Source organism: Streptomyces cyslabdanicus (genome assembly GCF_052663305.1).
On sequence record NZ_JBQRUW010000035.1, the window covers coordinates 68,928 to 88,309 of the forward strand.

Sequence of the window (19,382 nt, forward strand, 5' to 3'; positions counted from 1 at the left end):
CAGATGGCATCGTTGCCATCTCGTTAAGTATTTACTTCTTGACGTCGTACGCGCGGCCGGGATTGACTGCCAGCCACCTCGGCCGCAACGACGCGGCCTCGTCAGGGAGGTTTGAAGAAGTGAACACGCGCATGCGTCGTGCGGCTTTCGCCGTTGCTGCTGGTGCCATGGCCGTCTCGCTCGCCGCCTGTGGCAGCGCCAAGGAGTCCGGCGGCGACTCCGCCAAGTCGTCCGGCAGCGAGAAGAAGGGCGACGCCATCAAGGTCGGCCTGCTGCTGCCGGAGAACCAGACCGCTCGCTACGAGAAGTTCGACAAGCCGATCATCGAGAAGCAGATCGCGGATCTGACGAACGGCAAGGGCACGGTCGAGTACCTCAACGCCAAGGAGGACGCGACCCTCCAGGCGCAGCAGATCGACACGATGATCACCAAGAAGGTCGACGTGCTGATCCTGGACGCGGTCGACTACAAGGCCGTCGCCGCGGGCGTGAAGAAGGCCAAGGAGGCCGGCATCCCGGTCGTCGCCTACGACCGCCTCGCCGAGGGTCCGATCTCCGCCTACACCTCGTTCGACAACGAGGAGGTCGGCAAGGCTCAGGGCGAGGCCCTGCTGAAGGCCATGGGCGACAAGGCCAAGTCCGGCAAGATCGTCATGATGAACGGCGCCGTGACCGACCCGAACGCCGCGCAGTTCAAGGCGGGCGCCCACGCCGCCCTTGACGGCAAGGTGACCATCGGCAAGGAGTACGACACCAAGCAGTGGAAGCCGGAGAACGCCAACGCCAACATGGAGGGCGCCATCTCCGCCCTCGGCAAGGACAAGATCGTCGGCGTCTACTCCGCCAACGACGGCATGGCGGGCGGCATCATCACCGCGCTCAAGGGCGCGGGCCTCAAGACGCTTCCCCCGGTCACCGGCCAGGACGCCGAACTCGCGGGCGTGCAGCGCATCGTGACCGGTGAGCAGTACATGAGCGTCTTCAAGTCGTACCCGCAGGAGGCCGAGACCGTCGCCAAGATGGCCGTCTCGATCGCCAAGACCGGCAAGCTCGACAGCTCGCTGACGACGAGCACCGTCGACAGCGGTACCGACAAGGGCATCCCGGCGGTCATCGTCCCCGTCGTCTCGCTGACGAAGGACAACATCAAGGACACGGTCATCGACCAGGGTTACTACACGCTCGACGAGATCTGCACGGCCAAGTACAAGGCCGCCTGCGACAAGATCGGCCTGAAGTAACACTGCCGGGGCCGCCCGAGCGGCGGCCCCACTGACCTGCACGGGACACCGCGTCCATCGATCACGCGGACCCGTGTCGGCGCGTCCGGCGCCCTGCCGCCGACAGCCCCGCAGCACAACGGCGGGGCGCCGGACGGAACCCCCTCACTCTTCTTGTTCAACCTCCCGCCGGGGTCAGGCTCAGGCGGCGAAGGAGATGGTTCACGTGTCCGCTACGCCCGTGCTGGCGTTGCGCGGGGTCTCCAAGCGATTCGGTGCTGTCCAGGCGCTCACCGACGTAGAGCTTGAGGTCCACGCCGGAGAGGTGGTCGCCCTCGTCGGCGACAACGGCGCCGGAAAGTCCACCCTTGTCAAGACGATCGCCGGCGTGCACCCCATCGATGACGGTGTCATCGAGTGGGAGGGCAAACCGGTCACGGTCAACCGGCCGCACGACTCCCAGAACCTGGGCATCGCGACGGTCTACCAGGACCTCGCCCTGTGCGACAACATCGACGTCGTCGGCAACCTGTTCCTCGGCCGCGAGATCAAGCGCCGCGGTGTCCTGGACGAGGTCGAGATGGAGCGCCGCTCGCGCGAGCTGCTCCAGACCCTGTCCATCCGCATCCCCAGCGTGCGCATCCCGATCGCCTCGCTCTCCGGCGGTCAGCGCCAGGTCGTGGCCATCGCCCGCTCCATGCTCGGCGAGCCCAAGCTGGTCATCCTCGACGAGCCGACGGCCGCCCTCGGCGTCGAGCAGACCGCCCAGGTCCTCGACCTCGTCGAGCGGCTGCGTGAGCGCGGCCTCGCGGTCATCCTCATCAGCCACAACATGGCCGATGTGAAGGCCGTCGCCGACAAGGTCGCCGTCCTCCGACTCGGCTGCAACAACGGCGTCTTCGAGGTCAAGACCACCTCGCAGGAAGAGATCATCTCCGCCATCACCGGTGCCACGGACAACGCCGTGACCCGTCGTGCGGCGCGCACCAACGCGGAGGCCGAGAAGTGAGCATCGACAAGTCCCAGGCCACCCCCGCCGACGCGACCGTGGACGCGCCCGCCGCCGCGGCCGACGCCGCCCCCGCCGTCGACCCCCGCCTTCTCGTGCGCGAGCAGGGATTCGCCGGCTACATCGGCGAGTTCAAGCGCAAGATGCGCGCCGGTGACCTCGGAGCCATCCCGGTCGTCATCGGCCTCATCGCCATCTGCGCGATCTTCCAGAGCCTCGACTCGGCCTTCCTGGGCGCGGAGAACCTCAACAACATCTTCGTCGCCATGGTGGCCACCGGCATGATGTCGGTCGGCATCATCTTCGTGCTGCTGCTCGGCGAGATCGACCTGTCGGTCGGCTCCGTCTCCGGTGTCTCCTCGGCGATCATGGCCGTGATGAGCATCACCCACGGTATGAACGAGTGGCTCGCCGTCGTCAGCGCCCTCGCGGCCGGCGCGGTCATCGGTGCCCTGCACGGCTTCTTCTTCGCCCGCATCGGTGCGCCCGCGTTCGCGGTGACCCTGGCCGGCCTGCTGTTCTGGAACGGCTTCATGCTCCAGATCCTGGGTTCCAACGGCACGATCAACATCGACGGCGACGGCGTGGTCGGCAAGCTCACCACGTACTACTTCTCGGACGTGGCCGCCGCCTACCTCCTGGCCGTCGTCGCGGTCGCCGGATACTTCCTGTCGGCCTTCTTCGGCAACCGCCGCCGCGAGGCCGCGGGCATCCCGTCCCGCCCGCTGAGCGACATCGTGGTGCGCACCGTGCTGCTCGCGGTCGCCGCGTTCGCCGTCGCCTTCATGTTCAACCAGTACAAGGGCCTGCCGCTCGCTGTGCTGCTCTTCGCGATAGTCCTGGTCGGCACCGACTTCGTGCTGCGCCGTACCGCGTACGGCCGCAAGGTCTTCGCGCTCGGCGGCAGCGTCGAGGCCTCCCGCCGCGCCGGTATCAACGTCACCGCGGTCCGTGTCTCGGTCTTCGCCGTCGCGGGCCTGTTCGCCGCGGTCGGCGGTCTCTTCTGGGCCTCCAAGATCGCGGCCGCCAACCAGAGCGCCGGCTCCGGCGACCTGCTGATGAACGTCATCGCCGCGGCCGTCATCGGCGGCACCAGCCTCTTCGGCGGCCGGGGCCGCACCTGGAACGCGCTGCTCGGTGTGCTCGTGATCACGTCGATCCAGTACGGCCTTGCCCTGCAGGGCATCGCCACCCCGATCCAGTACATGATCACCGGCGGTGTGCTCCTGGCCACGGTCGTCATCGACTCGATCACCCGCAAGACCCAGAAGTCCGCCGGGCGCGCCTGAGCGCCACCGGCACCGAAACCGTGCCCGGCACCGACGTCGGTGCCGGGCACGGCCGCGCCTGAACAGGGTTTCCGCGGGGTACGACCGTTCGCGTGAGCCATCACCCACCGCCCGGGCACCGGCCGCTAGGACGGAACATTAGACTCGACGAGCCCGACAACAGCTCGATCAGCTCTACGAAGGAGGCACGGGTGCCGCTGCTGACCCGCATCAGGGGACCGCGCGATCTGGACCGGCTCAGCCTGGAGGAGCTCGACCAGCTGGCGCAGGAGATCCGTACCTTCCTCGTCACCGAGGTCTCCAAGACAGGCGGCCACCTGGGCCCCAACCTCGGTGTGGTGGAGCTGACCATCGCCCTGCACCGGGTCTTCCAGTCGCCGAAGGACAAGGTGCTGTGGGACACCGGCCACCAGTCCTACGTGCACAAGCTGCTCACCGGCCGCCAGGACTTCTCCAAGCTGAAGATGAAGGGCGGCCTGTCCGGCTACCCCTCGCAGGCCGAGTCCGAGCACGACGTCATCGAGAACAGCCACGCGTCCACCGTGCTGGGCTGGGCCGACGGCATCGCCAAGGCCAACCAGCTGCTCGAGCGGGACAGCCACGTCGCCGCGGTCATCGGCGACGGCGCGCTGACCGGCGGCATGGCCTGGGAGGCGCTGAACAACATCGCCGACGCCAAGGACCGCCCGCTCGTCATCGTCGTCAACGACAACGAGCGCTCCTACGCGCCCACCATCGGCGGCCTGGCCAACCACCTGGCGACCCTGCGCACCACCGACGGCTACGAACGCTTCCTGGCCCGCACCCGGGAGGTCCTGGAGCGCACCCCGGTCGTCGGAAGACCGCTGTACGAGACCCTGCACGGCGCCAAGAAGGGCCTGAAGGACTTCATCGCCCCGCAGGGCATGTTCGAGGACCTGGGCCTGAAGTACGTCGGCCCCATCGACGGCCACGACATCGAGGCCCTGGAGTCGGCGCTGGCCCGCGCCAAGCGGTTCAACGGTCCCGTCATCGTGCACTGCCTCACCGAGAAGGGCCGCGGCTACCAGCCCGCCCTTCAGGACGAGGCCGACCGCTTCCACGCCGTCGGCAAGATCCACCCCGACACCGGACTGCCGATCTCGACCTCCGGCGCCGACTGGACCTCCGTCTTCGGCGACGAGATGGTCAGGCTCGGCAAGGAGCGCAAGGACGTCGTCGCCATCACCGCGGCCATGCTCCAGCCGGTCGGCCTGGACAAGTTCGCCAAGGCCTTCCCCGACCGGGTCTACGACGTCGGCATCGCCGAGCAGCACGGCGCCGTCTCCGCGGCCGGCCTCGCCCACGCCGGGGTGCACCCCGTCTTCGCCGTCTACGCCACCTTCCTCAACCGCGCCTTCGACCAGGTCCTGATGGACGTGGCCCTGCACAAGTGCGGGGTGACCTTCGTCCTGGACCGGGCCGGTGTCACCGGCACCGACGGCGCCTCCCACAACGGCATGTGGGACATGTCGATCCTTCAGGTCGTCCCGGGGCTGCGGCTGGCCGCCCCGCGCGACGCCGACCAGGTCCGCGCCCAGCTGCGCGAGGCCGTCGAGGTCGAGGACGCGCCGACCGTGGTCCGCTTCTCCAAGGGCGCCGTCGGCCCCGCCGTGCCCGCGGTGGGCCGCGTCGGCGGCATGGACGTCCTGCGCGAGCCCGGCACCGACACCCCGGACGTCCTCCTCGTCTCCGTGGGCGCCCTCGCCCCGATGTGCCTGGAGGTGGCCACGCTCCTCGACAAGCAGGGCATCACCACCACCGTCGTCGACCCGCGCTGGGTCAAGCCCGTCGACGAGGCCATGGCCCCGCTCGCCGCGCGGCACCGCGTGGTCGTCACCGTCGAGGACAACTCCCGTGTCGGCGGCGTCGGCTCGGCGGTCGCCCAGGCACTGCGCGACGCGGGCGTGGACATGCCGCTGCGCGACTTCGGCATCCCGCCGCGCTTCCTCGACCACGCCTCCCGCGCGGAGGTGCTGGCGGAGATCGGCCTGACCGCGCCGGACATCGCCCGTCAGGTCACGGGCCTGGTCTCCAAGCTGGACGGCCGGTTCGAGCGGCCGGAGCCGGCGGTCGAGGCAGTGGTCGACGCGGAGGTCGAGGCACAGGTCGACGCGGCGGTGCAGCCCGCGCGCGACTGAGCAGCGGGACAGCCGGGACCGTCGGCTGACGGCACGGGCCGGTCGTACCCCCTCTTACGGGTGGCGCGACCGGCCCGTCTGCGTGAACCTGCGAGTGCCGGGGCATACGCATCCCCAGCTCTCTCGATCATGCCGAGCCATGTCGAGGACGACCAGCAGGGGAGGTCACGCCCGTGAGCAGCACCCTCTTCAGGACGAAGAACGTCGAGCAGTCGATCCAGGACACCGAGGAACCCGAGCACGCTCTCAGAAAGTCCCTCTCCGCCCTCGACCTGACCGTCTTCGGCGTCGGTGTCATCATCGGCACCGGCATCTTCGTCCTCACCGGCACGGCGGCCAGGAACACCGCCGGCCCCGCCGTCTCCCTGTCCTTCGTCGTGGCCGGGGTGGTCTGCGCGCTCGCCGCGCTCTGCTACGCGGAGTTCGCCTCCACGGTTCCGGTGGCCGGCTCCGCCTACACCTTCTCCTACGCCTCGCTCGGCGAGTTCCCCGCCTGGATCATCGGCTGGGACCTGGTGCTGGAACTCGCGCTCGGCACCGCGGTGGTCGCCGTCGGATGGTCCGGGTACGTCCACTCGCTGCTCGACAACGCGGGCTGGCACCTGCCCGAGTACCTCAGCGGCCGGGACACCGCGACCGGTTTCGGCTTCGACATCCTCGCCGCCCTCCTGGTTCTGGTCCTCACCGTCATCCTCGTCCTCGGCATGAAGCTGTCCGCGCGGGTCACCACGGTCGTCGTCGCCGTCAAGGTGGCCGTGGTGCTCGTCGTGATCATCGCGGGTGCCTTCTTCGTCAAGGGCGGCAACTTCGCCCCGTTCATCCCGAAGCCGCAGCCGGTGCCCGCGGGCGGCACCCTCAAGGCACCGCTCATCCAGCTGATGTTCGGCTGGGCGCCCTCGAGCTTCGGTGTGATGGGCATCTTCACCGCCGCGTCCGTCGTCTTCTTCGCCTTCATCGGCTTCGACGTCGTGGCCACCGCGGCCGAGGAGACCCGCAACCCGCAGCGCGACGTGCCGCGCGGCATCCTCGGCTCGCTGGTCATCTGCACCGTGCTCTACGTCGCCGTGTCGATCGTCGTCACCGGTATGCAGAAGTACAGCGCGCTGTCCGTGGACGCGCCGCTCGCCGACGCGTTCAAGGCCACCGGGCACCCGTGGTACGCGGGCCTGATCAGCTTCGGCGCGGCCGTCGGGCTGACCACGGTGTGCATGATCCTGCTCCTGGGGCAGGCCCGGGTCTTCTTCGCGATGAGCCGGGACGGGCTGCTGCCCCGGTTCTTCTCGCACACCCACCCGCGGTTCCGCACCCCGTACCGGCCGACCATCCTGCTCGGCGTGGTCATCGCCGTCGTGGCCGGCTTCACCAGCCTGAGCGAACTCGCCGAACTCGTGAACATCGGCACCCTGTTCGCGTTCGTCGTGGTCGCGATCAGCGTGATCATCCTGCGCAACACCCGCCCCGACCTGCCCCGCGCCTTCCGCACCCCCTGGGTCCCGGTGATCCCGGTCCTCTCCGTCTGCGCCTCCTTCTGGCTGATGCTCAACCTCCCGGCCGAGACCTGGCTCCGCTTCGCCATCTGGATGGTCATCGGCTTCGTCGTGTACTTCCTCTACGGCCGCACCCACAGCAGGCTCGGCCAACGCCAGGCGCTGGAGCGCCGCGGGACGGGTGACGCGGGCGCCTCCTAGCGGACAGCGGCGAGGCCGTTCGACGGGCCCCCTGACGGCCGGCGTCCTGCTGCTCGGTAGTGTTCGGGCAGCTACGGGGACGGACGGGCCACCCCGGCGGCAGCGGGCCGGAGGGGGAGCAGGTGACAGCGACCCTGATCGCCGAGGTGGCGCTGGTGACGACGCTGGCGTCGTTCGCGCAGGCGCTGAGCGGCTTCGGGTTCGCGCTGGTGGCGGTGCCGTTGCTGACGCTGCTGACCAGCCCTCAGAACGCCGTCGTGGTGGTCACCGCGCTGGGCGGGGTGCTCTCGCTGGCGGTCTGCGTCCACCAGCGGGAGCACGTCGGTGTGCGCACCGCGGGGCTGGTGAGTGCCGCGGGACTGGCCGGCATGCCGCTCGGGCTGCTCGCGGTGACGGTGCTCGGCGCCCGCTCGCTGTCGGCCCTCATCGCCTGCGTGGTGCTGGTGTTCGCCGTCCTGATCGGCCGCGGCCTGACCTTCCGGCGCGGGACGGGCCCCACCCTCGCCTCGGGTTTCGCCAGCGGGGCACTGCTGACCGCGACCGGTATGAACGGACCGCCGCTGGTCGCCACCTTCCAGGCGATGGGACTGGCGCCCCGCGAGTTCCGGGCCACGCTCCAGGCCACGTTCTGCGTCCAGGACGCCCTGGCCCTCGCCGGATTCCTCGCCGTCGGCCGGCTGACCGCGGACAGCCTGCTGCTGACCGGCGTGGGGCTTCCCGGCCTGCTGGTGGGCTGGTGGCTCGGCGACCGCCTCTTCGCCCGCACGGACCCCGCCCGCTTCAAGCGCATCGTCCTGGGCGTCCTGGTGGCCAGCGCCTGCGTGGCCCTCTACCAGGCCACACTGAACTGACCCACCCCGACCACTCGCCTTCCCCCTGCCCGGGCCCCGCGACCGAGTCCCCGGCCCGGAGCCACCGCGGCCACCGGGCCGGGGCCCGGGCTGGAGTCGGGGCCGGGGCCCAGGGCTGGAACCGGCGCCGGGGCGGGACTCGGGCCGCGGCCGGAGCCGGGTTCGGGGCCGAAGGCGAGCCCTGGGCCAGAGCCTGAGCGGGACTCGGGAAGGGGCCCTGAGCCGAAGCCGAAGCCGAAGCCGAAGCCGAAGTCGGGGCCGGAGCCGGAGGCGCAGCCGGGGTGGGACTCGGGCCACGGCCGGAGCCGAAGCCGGAGTCGGAAGCGGGCCCCGGGGCGGAGGATGGGCGGGCTACGGCTCGGAGCCGGGTTTCGAGGTGGGGCCGTGCAGCGTGCGTGGGCCCAGTGTGGTGGCGCCCGTCGCTGTGACCCGGCGGCGGAGTTCGCGGTCGGCGGTGACGACCACGCGGACCCGGTCCGCCGCGGCGGCGGCCAGGCCGACGATGTGGTCGTCACCGCTGCCGGGGGCCTCCTCGACCCGTACGCCGGGCACGGACGGCACGCCCCGCGCGGCGCCCTCCAGGACCAGGACGATCTCCAGCGGACCCGGCACACCCGGAACGCCTTCCTCGACGTACCCGGCGAGCCGGTCGCGCAGGCGTTCGGCGGCGGCCCGCCGGTCGCGCCACCACCCGTCGGGTACGGAGCCGACGACGTTGGCCCCGTCGACGATCAGCAGGGTCGGCATCCCGGGTCGTTCCTTCCGGTCGGGACCGGACACGCTACCGGTGCCGCTGACGTGGTGGGCCCGCGGGCTAGTGCCGCGACCGGAAAGGTTCACCGGCTCGCGGCGGCCGGCACGGCACCTCGCCGCGTTGTCGCATCACCCGAGTACATCCAGTACGCGGGCGATGCTCCGCCTTGCGATGCTCCCCCAATGTGGCTGGCCGCGGTTGGGGCGGAGCCCCCTCTCCTCCTGGAGCGGCCTACCGCGCGCCAGGTTGTTCAGCTCGGTGATCGCGGTCCCTGCGTGCGGTGCTCACGCTTCCCCGTCGTTGGTGTCCCGGTCGCTGTGGGCGAGGCGCTCGCTCTGGTGGCCTGGCGCGTCGGCTCTGCAGGGTCGGAAGCGGGCGAGGTATGCCGGGCTTGGGCCGCGGTGCTCGGTCAGGTGGAGGCTGGCGGCGTCGGCGAGCCGGTGCAGCCGGCCGAAGGGGATCCAGTGCCGGTCGAAGAACTCGCCGATCACCAGCCGCCCGCCTGGTGCCGGCACCCGTGCCGCCTCGCGCAGTACCCGATCCGGCTCGGGGATCTCGCCGAGCGCGGTCACGGCAGCGGTCGGCGTCACGCGTGCCGGCTCAGCGCCCGCAGCGCCAGCCGGCCGCAGAGCGCGGCGAGCGGCAGCTCGGCGCCGAGCGCCATGGCGACCGCGGTGGCGAAGTCGCCGCCCGGGGCCGCGGTCGTGGTGTCGAACCAGGCGTCCACCACAAGCAGCGTCGCGGTCGCGGCGGCTGCCAGGGCGTGCCGCCGGTCGCCGCGGGCGGCGAGGAGGCCGGTGGCGATCAGGCCGAGCGCCTCCAGCGCGTCGAGCCCGACCCAGGCGACCGGCCAGTGCGCCGCGGTCGCGGTGGCCGGCAGGCCGGTGGCCAGCACGTACAGCCACGGCAGCAGGGCGAGCCCGCAGGCGACCAGCAGCCCCCCGGCCCGCCGCATGCCCCGCGCCGGGCGCGGCTCCTCCGCCTCTTCGTGGAGCGGGATGACCTCGGCGCGGTCGAAGTCCTCGGCGCTGGCCACTTCCTCATCGCACAAGACCAGTTGACGCATCGTCTTCCCCCGCTCCCCGCCGGTTCTCCCCTTCACGTGCTCCACCCTCCGCCGCACACCGGGGCGCCGTCAGTCACGCAGGGTTCCGACCCGGGGTGGAGAAAAGTGCACCCCCGAACCGGGCGGGAGCGTCATGGCACGGGGATGGCCTGCGGCTTTACCGTTTGACGCATGCAACTCACGACGTGGCTTCAGCTGGTGCTGGGCCGGCCGTTCCGCAGGGCGGGACACCGGACCGCGCTCCTCGCCGCCGGCCTGCCGCTCCACCTCGCCGTGGTGCCACTGTGGCTCTGGCTGCTCGGCACGATGGCGGCGTTGGTGCCGGCCGTGACTCCGCTGCCCGTGCTGCTCACGCTCGTGGTGACACCCCTGCTGACCGTCGGGCAGCGGCGGCGCTACCGGGCGCTCGTCGGCAAGGATCTCCCGCGCCCCGCCGTACCCGGGCCGGGACGCAACTGGACGTCGGCGGTACGTCGGCTGGCCACGCGGGCCTTGTGGCGGCAGGTCTGCTACCACGCCGTGGCGGGTCCGCTGCTCGCCGTCCTGGACCTCGCCGTCCTCGCCGTCTGGGCCGCCGCTCTCGTGGCCGCCTCCATCTACGTGTGGATCTGGGCGCTGCCCCCGCAGTGGCGGGTCACCGACCTCGGGTACACCACGCAGGCCGCGTACATCACCGCCGGCGGTCTCGCCCTGCTGTTCCTCGGGCCCCGGCTGACCGGCGCTCTGGTGCGGCTGGAGACCCGGGCGGCCGAGGTCCTGCTCGGCCCCAGCCGCACGGAGAAGCTGGCCCGCCGGGTCGCCGACCTCGCCGAGAGCCGGGCCGGCGTGCTCGACGCCGCCGACGCCGAGCGGCGGCGGATCGAGCGCGACCTGCACGACGGCACGCAGCAGCGCCTCGTCTCACTCGCCGTCAACCTGGGCCTGGCCAGGTCCACCCTCGGCGACCTGCCGGAGGACGCCCGCAAGGTGATCGACGAGGCGCACCGCGAGGCGAAGGAGGCGATCGCCGAGCTGAACAACCTGGTGCGCGGTCTGCATCCGGCCGTCCTTGAGGACCGCGGCCTCGACGCCGCGCTGTCCGGGGTCGCCGCCCGCCTCCCGATCCCGGTGCGCGTGGCGGTGGACCTGCCGCAGCGCCCCTCACCCACGGTCGAGGCCGTCGCGTACTTCGTGGTCTCCGAAGCCCTGACGAACGTGGTCAAACACGCCCAGGCGACCCGGGCGGACGTGACCGTGGACCGGATCGGGGAGACACTGCTGGTGGTCGTCGCGGACGACGGAGCGGGCGGCGCGGATCTCGCGGCGGCCGGCGGCACCGGGCTCGCCGGGCTCGCCAAGCGCGTCGCGTCCGTCGACGGCACGTTCTCCTGCCGCAGCCCCGCCGGGGGGCCGACCGTCATCACCGTGGAGCTGCCGTGCGCGCCGTGATCGCCGAGGATTCCCTCTTGCTCCGCATCGGTGTGGTCAAGGTGCTGGAGGCGGCCGGCTTCGAGATGTGCGCGCAAGTCGCCGACGCAGAAGGGCTGCTGGCGGCCGTCGAGGAGCACCGGCCCGACATCGCCGTGGTCGACGTGCGCATGCCGCCCGGCTTCACCGACGAGGGAGTGCGCGCCGCGCTGGTGATCCGCCGCCAGTACCCGCGTACCGCCGTGCTCCTGCTGTCGCAGTACGTGGAGGAGCGGTACGCCGCCGATCTGCTCGCCGCCAACACCTCGGGCGTCGGCTATCTGCTCAAGCAACGGGTCGCCGACGTCGAGGAGTTCGCCGAGGCGGTACGCCGGGTGGCGGCCGGCGGCACCGCGCTCGACCCGCAGGTCGTCGCGCAGCTGCTGGTGCGCCGGCACAGCGATCCGCTCGACCGGCTGACACCGCGCGAGCGGGAGGTGCTGGAGCTGATGGCGGGCGGCCGGTCCAACTCCGGCGTCGCCGCCGAGCTGGTCGTGAGCGAGAGCGCGGTCGCCAAGCACATCAACAGCATCTTCACCAAGCTCGACCTGCCCAAGGCCGACGCCGACCACCGCCGCGTCCTGGCGGTGCTGCGCTTCCTGGGCGTTGCGACCGCATAGTGCGCGATCACGGCCGCATGCCCAGTCGACAACGGTGCTGAGCAGGCGTGGGAGTCGGCCGGAGCCGGGGAGGACTGGCCGGGAGCCGCCGAGGCCGCCTGCGGGCTGCGCTTTCGGGCGGCGAGAACGCATTGCTCGGCGAGGTCCGCGCTCGTGGCGGCGCTGCGCAGCGTGCCGGTGGCTTCGGCCGGCGCGGTGCGGGCGGCGGTGAGGTGGGTGGCGATCCGGCTTCGGGCGAAGTCGGCGTGGGCACGCGGGTTGGCGTAGGCCGAGGTGAAGTGGTCGATGAAGAGCTGATCGGCCTGGGCGCCGCCGAGGGCCTTGATCGCGCGGCCGACGGCGGCGACGGTGTGGGCGGGGTCCGTTGCGGTTCGGGCGTGGGCTTTGCGGGCGGCCGGAGCGCCCGTGGCCATGGCCGTACGGATGTCCTGGCCCTGGGCGGTCACCAGGGGGAGCAGTGTGCTGAGTTCGGTGAGGGAGTCGGACAGGTGCTGCATGTCCGGTCCCGGGGCGAAGACCTTCGTCAGCGGCCCGGGCGCGAGGACCTGCTCCCCGCACCCGCGGGGTTGGTCCCTCGCAGATCCCCGTGCCGCCGCGGGTCACTACCTGCTCCCCGCATCTCGGGGGAACCTCACCTGGCCTTCCATCTCACCGCCGGACAAGCCGGTGACGCGCCTGCCTTCGCTGACGTGATGGCGCGGCTGCGTGTTCCCCGACGGCGTGGACGGCCCCGGACCCGGCCAGCGGCAGTCCTCGCTACGAGAAGTCAGCAGTCATCTACCTGGCCGGACTCCACGTTGCGAGCATCTTCCTCTGGTCAGCCAGGTGATCCAAACGAAACCGCCTGGTCGCCCGACCCGTCCCGCCCGGCGGGCACCGGCTCCGCCGCGTGGATCTCCGCCGTGTGGATCAACCGCCCGTCGCCGGGGACTTCCGGGCGGACTCCGGGATGGCGGTGTCGTCGTGGAGAGCCTTCCACAGCTCGGTCGCCTGGGGCTCCGCGGCCACGACGCGGTTGGGGTCGGTCTTGTCGTACATCACCGGCAGCATGATCGTCTCCATGCTGGACGGGTCGACCCCGTTCAGACTGCGCCCGAACTCCGCCAGCTTGGTGAGCGAGGCCAGCTCGGAGTCGGTGGTGAGGGCCGCGGTGAGCTTGTCGGCGATCGTGAACGCCTTGGTGGGACTGCCCAGGAGGTCCTGCTTCTTGATCTCGCTCAGCAGGTCCAGCATGAACTGCTGCTGGAGGCTGATGCGTCCGAGGTCGCTGCCGTCCCCGATGCCGTGCCGGGTGCGGACGAACTGGAGGGACTGGGTGCCGTCCAGGCGGTGGGTGCCGGCGGTCAGGTCCAGGCCGCTGGACTTGTCGTGGATGTCCTGGTCCACGGTGACGGTGACCCCGCCTACCGCGTCCACCAGCCCCTTGAAGCCGGCGAAGTCGATCTCCATGTAGTGGTCCATGCGGATGCCGGACATCTTCTCCACGGTCTTCACCACACAGGCCGGGCCGACCTGCCCGTAGATGGAGTTGAACATCACGCGGTTCGCCGACGCCACCGTGGTGCCGTCGGACTTCGTGCACTCGGGCCGGGTCACCAGGGTGTCGCGGGGAATGCTGATGGCGACGGCCTCGGTGCGGCCCTCGGGTATGTGCATCACCAGCGCGGTGTCGGAGCGGGCGCCGGCGACCTTGCCGGTGTTGAGCGCGGCGTTGGCGCCGGCGCGGGAGTCGGAGCCGAGGATCAGGAGGTTCTGCCCGGAGGTGGGCAGCTTCTCGGGCCGGTCGTCGCCGATGGCCCGGTCGATGTCGACGCCCTTGATGTTGTTGTCCAGGCTGTTGAAGAGCCAGTAGGCGACGCCGCCCGAGACCAGCACCAGCACCAGCAGCGTCAGCAGCACGATGCTTCCCCAACGCCGCCTGCGCCGCGGGGGGTGCCCGCCGTCGGGCGCCTCGGCGGCACGCGGGGGCTCCATCGTTTTCGACATCGGGTTCGGTTCCTCTCCTTACGGGCTCCGCTCCGGCGGAGTGGCAGGGCCCGGGTGGGGGAGGCCGGCCCACTGCGTGGTCAATGCAGTGGGGAGAACTATAAGCAACTCCACCTGCGGTTCCTGCCGGTGGGCGACCTGGGGGCGGTTCGTCGGTCCCACGTCCCGCTCTCCCTTGACCTTCCCTAAGATCGACATAAGATGTCGAAATCGTGAACGGCGGATGAGGGGGGCTCAAGGCCGTCTTCACGAGAATCGTGCGATGTTCCACGCGGCCAGGGGCCGCACGGGCACGCCGAGCAGGGGGGTGGGCGTCCACTGTGGAGTGGTGTGCCGTCTGGTGGGCGAAGTGCATTAGTGGGAGTACGAGTTGGCGGTCCATCCGCGTCTGAGTGTTGTCGTTCCGTTTCAGGACGTGGAGGTCTACCTCGCGGAGTGCCTGGAGTCGATGGCACGTCAGTCGTTCCGTGACTTCGAGGTGATCCTCGTCGACGACGGCTCCACCGACGGGTCCACCGCGATCGCCGAGGACTTCTGCGCTCGTGACCCGCGCTTCCGGCTCCTCCGTCAGGAGCCGCACGGCCCCGGCCACGCCCGCAACACCGGCCTGCGCGCGATGCACCCCGAGGGCGAGTTCCTCGCCTTCGTCGACGGCGACGACGTCATCCCCGAGTACACCTACCAACTGCTGGTGCGCACCCTGGAGGAGTCCGGCTCGGACTTCGTCTCCGGCAACGTGCAGATGATGAACTCCACCAAGAAGTGGCAGTCCCCGCTGCACAAGGGCCCGATGCAGAAGAACCGGCGTGGTACCCACATCACCAGGTTCGAGGCGCTGATCTACGACCGTACCGTCTGGAACAAGGTGTTCCGGCGGTCCTTCTGGGACCGACACTCCATCGAGTTCCCCGAGGGCGTCCTGTACGAGGACTCCTGGGTCAACATGTTCGCCCATTTCCGGGCCGACAAGGTCGACGTCGTCACCGACATCGTCTACTTCTGGCGCCGCCGGGAGGGCGGGGCGGCCCCCTCGATCACGCAGCGCCACACCGAACTGTCCAACCTGCGCGACCGGGTCCTGGCCGTGCAGTCGGTCAGCCGCTTCCTCGCCGTCCAGGGCTCGGACGTGTACGAGGAGAGCAAGCGCAAGTACGACCTCGCCTGCCTGAAGTCCGACCTGATGCTCCATCTGAAGGTGCTGCCGGAGGCCGACGAGGAGTACCGCGAGGCCTTCATGCAGTGGGCCAACGAGTTCCTCGACGAGGCCGACCTCGCCATCATCGACGAACTGCCCGCGGAGGCCCGGGTCAAGTGGCACCTGGTGCGGGCCGGGCGGCTGACCGAGCTTCTCGAGGTCATCGCGTTCGAGCGCCGCGGCGGCCCGATACCCGTGCACCGGCGTTTCCGCCGCTACCTGAACTACCCCTACCTCGGGGACCGGGAGGTGGGCCTGGACAAGAAGGCCTACCGCCTCGACAAGGAGTTCTCCCTGCACGGTTCGCTCACCGGCGCCCGCTGGAACGGCGACTCCGATCTGCTGACGCTCACCGGCACCGCGTACATCCGTTTCATCAACGTGCACAAGAAGCACATGTCGGTGAAGGCGATCGCGCTGCGCAACAAGAAGCAGGGGCGGACGCTCGTCGCCCCGGCGAAGACGACCTACGCCCCGCAGGCCACCGAACAGTCGCAGCAGAATCGTTACTGTTACGACTGGGCCGGTTTCGAGGCGCGCTTCGACACGAGCCGCCTGAAGCAGAAGGACAAGTGGGTCGAGGGAACCTGGGACATCGCCGCCGGTGTCCTCAGCCGCGGGCTGTTCCGCTACCAGGGCGTCGACCGGGGCGCCGCCAACAGCGCCGCCAACCCGCCGTACCGCTACGTCGACCGCAACACCCGCGTCCTGCCGCTGTTCGTGCAGGGCAAGCTCAAGCTGCGCGTGGAGATCGTGCGCTGCCGGATCACCGGTCACCGCCTCGTCGGTGAACAGCTCGAGATCCGGGGCGTCTACCTCGGCCCGACCGTGCCCGCATGGGGCAAGTTCCGGATCACCGACATGGGCGGTGCCGGGCGCCACGACGCCGGGGTGCGCTTCACCCCGGGCGGCGAGGGCTGGAGCACCTTCACCACCCGGCTGCCGCTGAGCGCACTCGTCCCGGGTTTCCGGGCCGGCGCGCAGGACCAGGAGGAGATCCCGCGGTCCTGGAACATGGGCGGCAACGGCTGGAAGACCACCTTCCACGTCGAGGGCCGGAAGATGACGATCTACCCGGTCATGGCCGAGGGCACGGCCGACGGGCACTACCGCATGCCCGCCTCGCTCCAGACCCGTGAAGGCGACCGCGAGCTCGTCGTGCACCGCAACGGCTCGGGCTACCTGGTCCTGTTCGAGCGCGCGACCCTGCCCACGGTGACCCGTTTCGCCTGGCGCGAGGACGGCTCGCTCGAGGTCGGCGGCCGGTACGCGGCCGCGGACCGGCTCTCCGCGGCCGAGCACCAGGCGGCCCACCTGGTCGTGCGCTCACGGGCGCACGGCGCCGAACGCGAGGTCCCCCTCGTCTGGGACGGCGGCGACTTCCGCTGCGTGCTGACCCCCGCCGCGATGCGGACCCTGGCCGGCGACATCCCGCTCGCGGCCGGCCGCTGGGACTTCTTCCTGCGCCGCCAGGACCTGTCCGCGGTGGCCCGCGAGGACCGGCTCGACGACCTGATGATGAAGATCGAGCAGGATCTCGTGGCCGCGTTCCCGCAGGACTACGAGGCGAACGAGCGCCGCTACGAGCTCCAGGCGGAGGCCTACGACCGCCTGAGCCTGCTCGTCCACTCCGCCATGCCCGACGACGCCCGCGGCCCGTACCGCCAGAAGCTGCTGCGCACCAAGGCCTATCCGGCGGCCCGTCGCACACCGGTGCGCCCCGCGGTGCTCTTCGACACCTTCAAGGGCACCCAGTACTCCGACAGCCCCCGGGCCCTGCACGAGGAACTGATCCGGCGCGGCGTCCGCCTCGACCACCTGTGGGTCGTACGGGACGACCAGGTTCCGCTCCCGTCGAGCGTGAAGGCCGTCCGCATGTGGTCCCCCGAGTGGTACGAGGCCCTGGCCACCAGCCGGTACGTGGTCGCCAACAACCACCTCCCCGACTGGTTCGTCAAGCGCGAGGGCCAGGTGGTCGTGCAGACCTGGCACGGCACACCGCTGAAGAAGATCGGCCACGACATCGAGGCCATCCACTTCGCCGACCAGCGCTACCTGGAACGGGTCGAGAAGGAGGTGCGCAACTGGGACATGCTGGTCTCGCCCAACAGCTTCTCCACCCCGATCCTCAAGCGCGCCTTCGGCTTCCCCGGCGAGATGGTCGAGTGCGGCTATCCGCGCAACGACATCCTGCGCCGCCCCGGCACGGAGCAGCGCGAGCAGTGGATCCGCCGGCGCATCGGGCTGCCCAGGGGCAAGCGCGTCGTCCTGTACGCCCCCACCTGGCGCGACGACCAGTTCTACGCCCCGGGCAAGTACAAGCTCGACTTCCGCGTCGACCTCGCCGACGCCCGCGCCCGGCTGGGCGACGACCACGTGCTCCTGGTCCGGCGCCACCCCAACGTGGTGGACCCGGTGCCGGGGGCCGGGGACGGCTTCGTCTTCGACGTCTCCGACTACCCGGACATGGCGGACCTCTCCCTCATCACCGACGTGATGATCACGGACTACTCGTCCCTGATGTTCGACCACGTCAACACCGGCCGCCCGATCCTCTTCTTCACCTACGACCTCGACCACTACCGCGACACCCTGCGCGGCTTCTACTTCGACTTCGAGCGCAGCGCGCCCGGCCCCCTGGTGTCCAGCTCGAAGGACCTGGTGACCGCCATCCGGGACATCGACCGCATCCAGGACGCGTACGCCGAGCGCTACCGCCGGTTCCAGCGCGAGTTCTGCGACCTGGACGACGGGCATGCCGCCGCACGGCTCGCCGACCGCATGCTGGTCGCGGGCGGCGACCTCGCGCCCGAGGACGCGCACGCTCCGGCGGTCGGCACGGTCGGCACCCGGCACGCGGGCCGCGCGCTCACCCCGCTGTACGAGGACGCCCAGGACCGGTACGCCCAGGCGGTGCCGATGAGGCCGACACGGCTCCGGCGGCCGCTGGAGCGGGCGATCCGGCCGGATCCGGACGGCGACCGTACCCACGAGGGCGTGATCGTGTGACGCCGACGAAGAGCGGCCGGGCCCCCGGACGTTCGTCCGGACGGCCGGTCACCCCGAACAGCCGTCGACGGCCATGACCGCGCCCGTGGAGCAGCCGGAGGCGGTCACCGCGTCGGGTACCTCCGCACGCCCGGACGGGGGTTCCGCCGGCGCTTCCTCATCCGGTCCGCACCTGGAGCAGCAGGGCGAAGTGGTCGGAGGCGCCGGTGTCGCGCACGGTGCACCGGACGCGGGGAAGCCCGGTGAACAGGTAGTCCAGCTTGTGCCCGGAAAGATGCGTGGCACGGCCGGAACGGGACGACGCGGACGCCTGGTCGCACTCCCGGTGCGTGCGGTAGGGGCCGCCCGACCAGACCCACGAGGAGGGATTGCGCGGTCCCGGCGGATCCACGTTCAGATCACCGCCGTAGACGGTGCGCCGCGCGGGTACCGCGGCCGCCAGCGCCCTGAGCTGGTCGTCGCGCAGCTCCCAGTCCGGATGAGCCCGGTCGCTTCCGCGCGGGCTGAGGTGGGCGGTGCACACCCGCAGGCCACGCGACGCGATCGTGGCACACAGGATGCCCCGCCGCAGTCCCGCGGTGGGCTGCTGGGCGGTCACCGTGGCGACAGCGGACAGCCGGTACGACGAGAGCAGCGCGAAACCGGCGGCGCCCTGCCCGGGTTCGGCGCAGCGGACGCCGCTGGTGCGACCCGAGGCGTCGCGCCAGGTGTAGGGCCGGAACTCCGTGTGCCAGGTCCGGCCGAGGGCCGCGCGTACTGTCTCCAGGTCACCGGCACAGGCCTCCTGAAGCAGGACCACCCGGGCCCCGGACCGGTTGACGAGCCCTTCCAGCTCGCCCCGCTTCACGGCGCGGCTTCCGGTGCCCCGGCAGTTCCACTGCTCCACCCCGCACATGTTCCAGGTCGCCACGGTGAGCGTCCGCTCGGCCGCGGAGGACCGGGCAGGACCGGACGCCCGTCCCGCGGTCAGTGCGGCGGCGAGGCCCAGCAGCGCCGCCGCGGCGGCAAACACCCTGAGCCCGGGACGTCCGCGACGGCGGGGAACGGGTCGGGGGACGGTCCAGGGCATCGGGACATCATGACCGGTCGA

The 19,382-nt window shown here is 71.0% G+C and carries 14 protein-coding genes and 1 pseudogene; 10 read left to right on the forward strand and 5 right to left on the reverse strand.

Features of this window, described 5'->3' with window-relative positions; all coding sequences use genetic code 11:
- The first annotated feature begins 119 nt into the window (after window positions 1–119).
- The 6 genes from ACTYVM_RS20755 (at window position 120) to ACTYVM_RS20780 (ending at window position 8,216) form a co-directional block, all read left to right on the forward strand.
- Window positions 120–1,241, forward strand: a complete 1,122-nt coding sequence (locus tag ACTYVM_RS20755; RefSeq protein WP_445527349.1) for a sugar ABC transporter substrate-binding protein — start codon at window positions 120–122, stop codon at window positions 1,239–1,241.
- A gap of 196 nt (window positions 1,242–1,437) precedes the next feature.
- Window positions 1,438–2,229 carry an ATP-binding cassette domain-containing protein gene (locus tag ACTYVM_RS20760; RefSeq protein ID WP_445527350.1) on the forward strand — a complete coding sequence of 264 codons (792 nt, stop codon included), beginning with the start codon at window positions 1,438–1,440 and terminating at the stop codon, window positions 2,227–2,229.
- A complete protein-coding gene (locus tag ACTYVM_RS20765; RefSeq protein WP_445527351.1) occupies window positions 2,226–3,518 on the forward strand; it encodes a sugar ABC transporter permease in 1,293 nt (430 codons plus the stop codon). The genes ACTYVM_RS20760 and ACTYVM_RS20765 overlap by 4 nt, the downstream gene beginning before the upstream one ends.
- Window positions 3,519–3,709: 191 nt before the next feature.
- Entirely contained in the window at window positions 3,710–5,677 is a 1,968-nt protein-coding gene (gene dxs, locus ACTYVM_RS20770; protein ID WP_445527352.1) for a 1-deoxy-D-xylulose-5-phosphate synthase, read from the forward strand.
- Window positions 5,678–5,850: 173 nt separating this feature from the next.
- Entirely contained in the window at window positions 5,851–7,365 is a 1,515-nt protein-coding gene (locus ACTYVM_RS20775; protein WP_445527353.1) for an amino acid permease, read from the forward strand.
- A 122-nt stretch (window positions 7,366–7,487) separates the two neighbouring features.
- Window positions 7,488–8,216: a sulfite exporter TauE/SafE family protein gene (locus tag ACTYVM_RS20780; protein ID WP_445527354.1), complete on the forward strand. Its 729-nt coding sequence runs from the start codon at window positions 7,488–7,490 to the stop codon at window positions 8,214–8,216.
- 351 nt (window positions 8,217–8,567) lie between these two features.
- Here the strand turns inward: ACTYVM_RS20780 and ACTYVM_RS20785 are convergent, their stop codons facing one another.
- From ACTYVM_RS20785 to ACTYVM_RS20795, 3 genes are all read right to left on the reverse strand, one after another.
- Complete coding sequence (locus ACTYVM_RS20785) at window positions 8,568–8,963, reverse strand: PIN domain-containing protein (RefSeq protein WP_445527355.1); 396 nt, start codon at window positions 8,961–8,963, stop codon at window positions 8,568–8,570.
- 291 nt (window positions 8,964–9,254) lie between these two features.
- On the reverse strand, window positions 9,255–9,560 hold the full coding sequence (locus ACTYVM_RS20790; protein WP_445527356.1) for a hypothetical protein: 306 nt from the start codon (window positions 9,558–9,560) through the stop codon (window positions 9,255–9,257).
- Window positions 9,557–10,072 carry a hypothetical protein gene (locus ACTYVM_RS20795; RefSeq protein WP_445527357.1) on the reverse strand — a complete coding sequence of 172 codons (516 nt, stop codon included), beginning with the start codon at window positions 10,070–10,072 and terminating at the stop codon, window positions 9,557–9,559. The genes ACTYVM_RS20790 and ACTYVM_RS20795 overlap by 4 nt, the downstream gene beginning before the upstream one ends.
- A gap of 135 nt (window positions 10,073–10,207) precedes the next feature.
- Here ACTYVM_RS20795 and ACTYVM_RS20800 point away from each other — a divergent pair, with 135 nt between their 5' ends.
- The 3 genes and pseudogenes from ACTYVM_RS20800 to ACTYVM_RS20810 form a co-directional block, all read left to right on the forward strand.
- The gene (locus tag ACTYVM_RS20800; RefSeq protein ID WP_445527358.1) at window positions 10,208–11,464 is read left to right on the forward strand and encodes a sensor histidine kinase; all 1,257 of its coding nucleotides are present in this window, start codon (window positions 10,208–10,210) and stop codon (window positions 11,462–11,464) included.
- Window positions 11,452–12,102, forward strand: a complete 651-nt coding sequence (locus ACTYVM_RS20805; protein ID WP_067360243.1) for a response regulator transcription factor — start codon at window positions 11,452–11,454, stop codon at window positions 12,100–12,102. The genes ACTYVM_RS20800 and ACTYVM_RS20805 overlap by 13 nt, the downstream gene beginning before the upstream one ends.
- A gap of 623 nt (window positions 12,103–12,725) precedes the next feature.
- A pseudogene (locus ACTYVM_RS20810) lies at window positions 12,726–12,878 on the forward strand (IS5/IS1182 family transposase); the annotation flags it as partial.
- 133 nt (window positions 12,879–13,011) lie between these two features.
- Here the strand turns inward: ACTYVM_RS20810 and ACTYVM_RS20815 are convergent.
- Entirely contained in the window at window positions 13,012–14,088 is a 1,077-nt protein-coding gene (locus ACTYVM_RS20815; RefSeq protein ID WP_445527359.1) for an LCP family protein, read from the reverse strand.
- A gap of 415 nt (window positions 14,089–14,503) precedes the next feature.
- On the opposite strand from ACTYVM_RS20815, the gene ACTYVM_RS20820 reads away from it, so the two are divergent.
- A complete protein-coding gene (locus ACTYVM_RS20820) occupies window positions 14,504–18,292 on the forward strand; it encodes a bifunctional glycosyltransferase/CDP-glycerol:glycerophosphate glycerophosphotransferase (protein WP_445527360.1) in 3,789 nt (1,262 codons plus the stop codon).
- 157 nt (window positions 18,293–18,449) lie between these two features.
- Here ACTYVM_RS20820 and ACTYVM_RS20825 read toward each other — a convergent pair whose 3' ends face one another.
- Window positions 18,450–19,361 carry an endonuclease/exonuclease/phosphatase family protein gene (locus ACTYVM_RS20825; RefSeq protein ID WP_445527361.1) on the reverse strand — a complete coding sequence of 304 codons (912 nt, stop codon included), beginning with the start codon at window positions 19,359–19,361 and terminating at the stop codon, window positions 18,450–18,452.
- Between the last annotated feature and the right edge of the window lie 21 nt (window positions 19,362–19,382).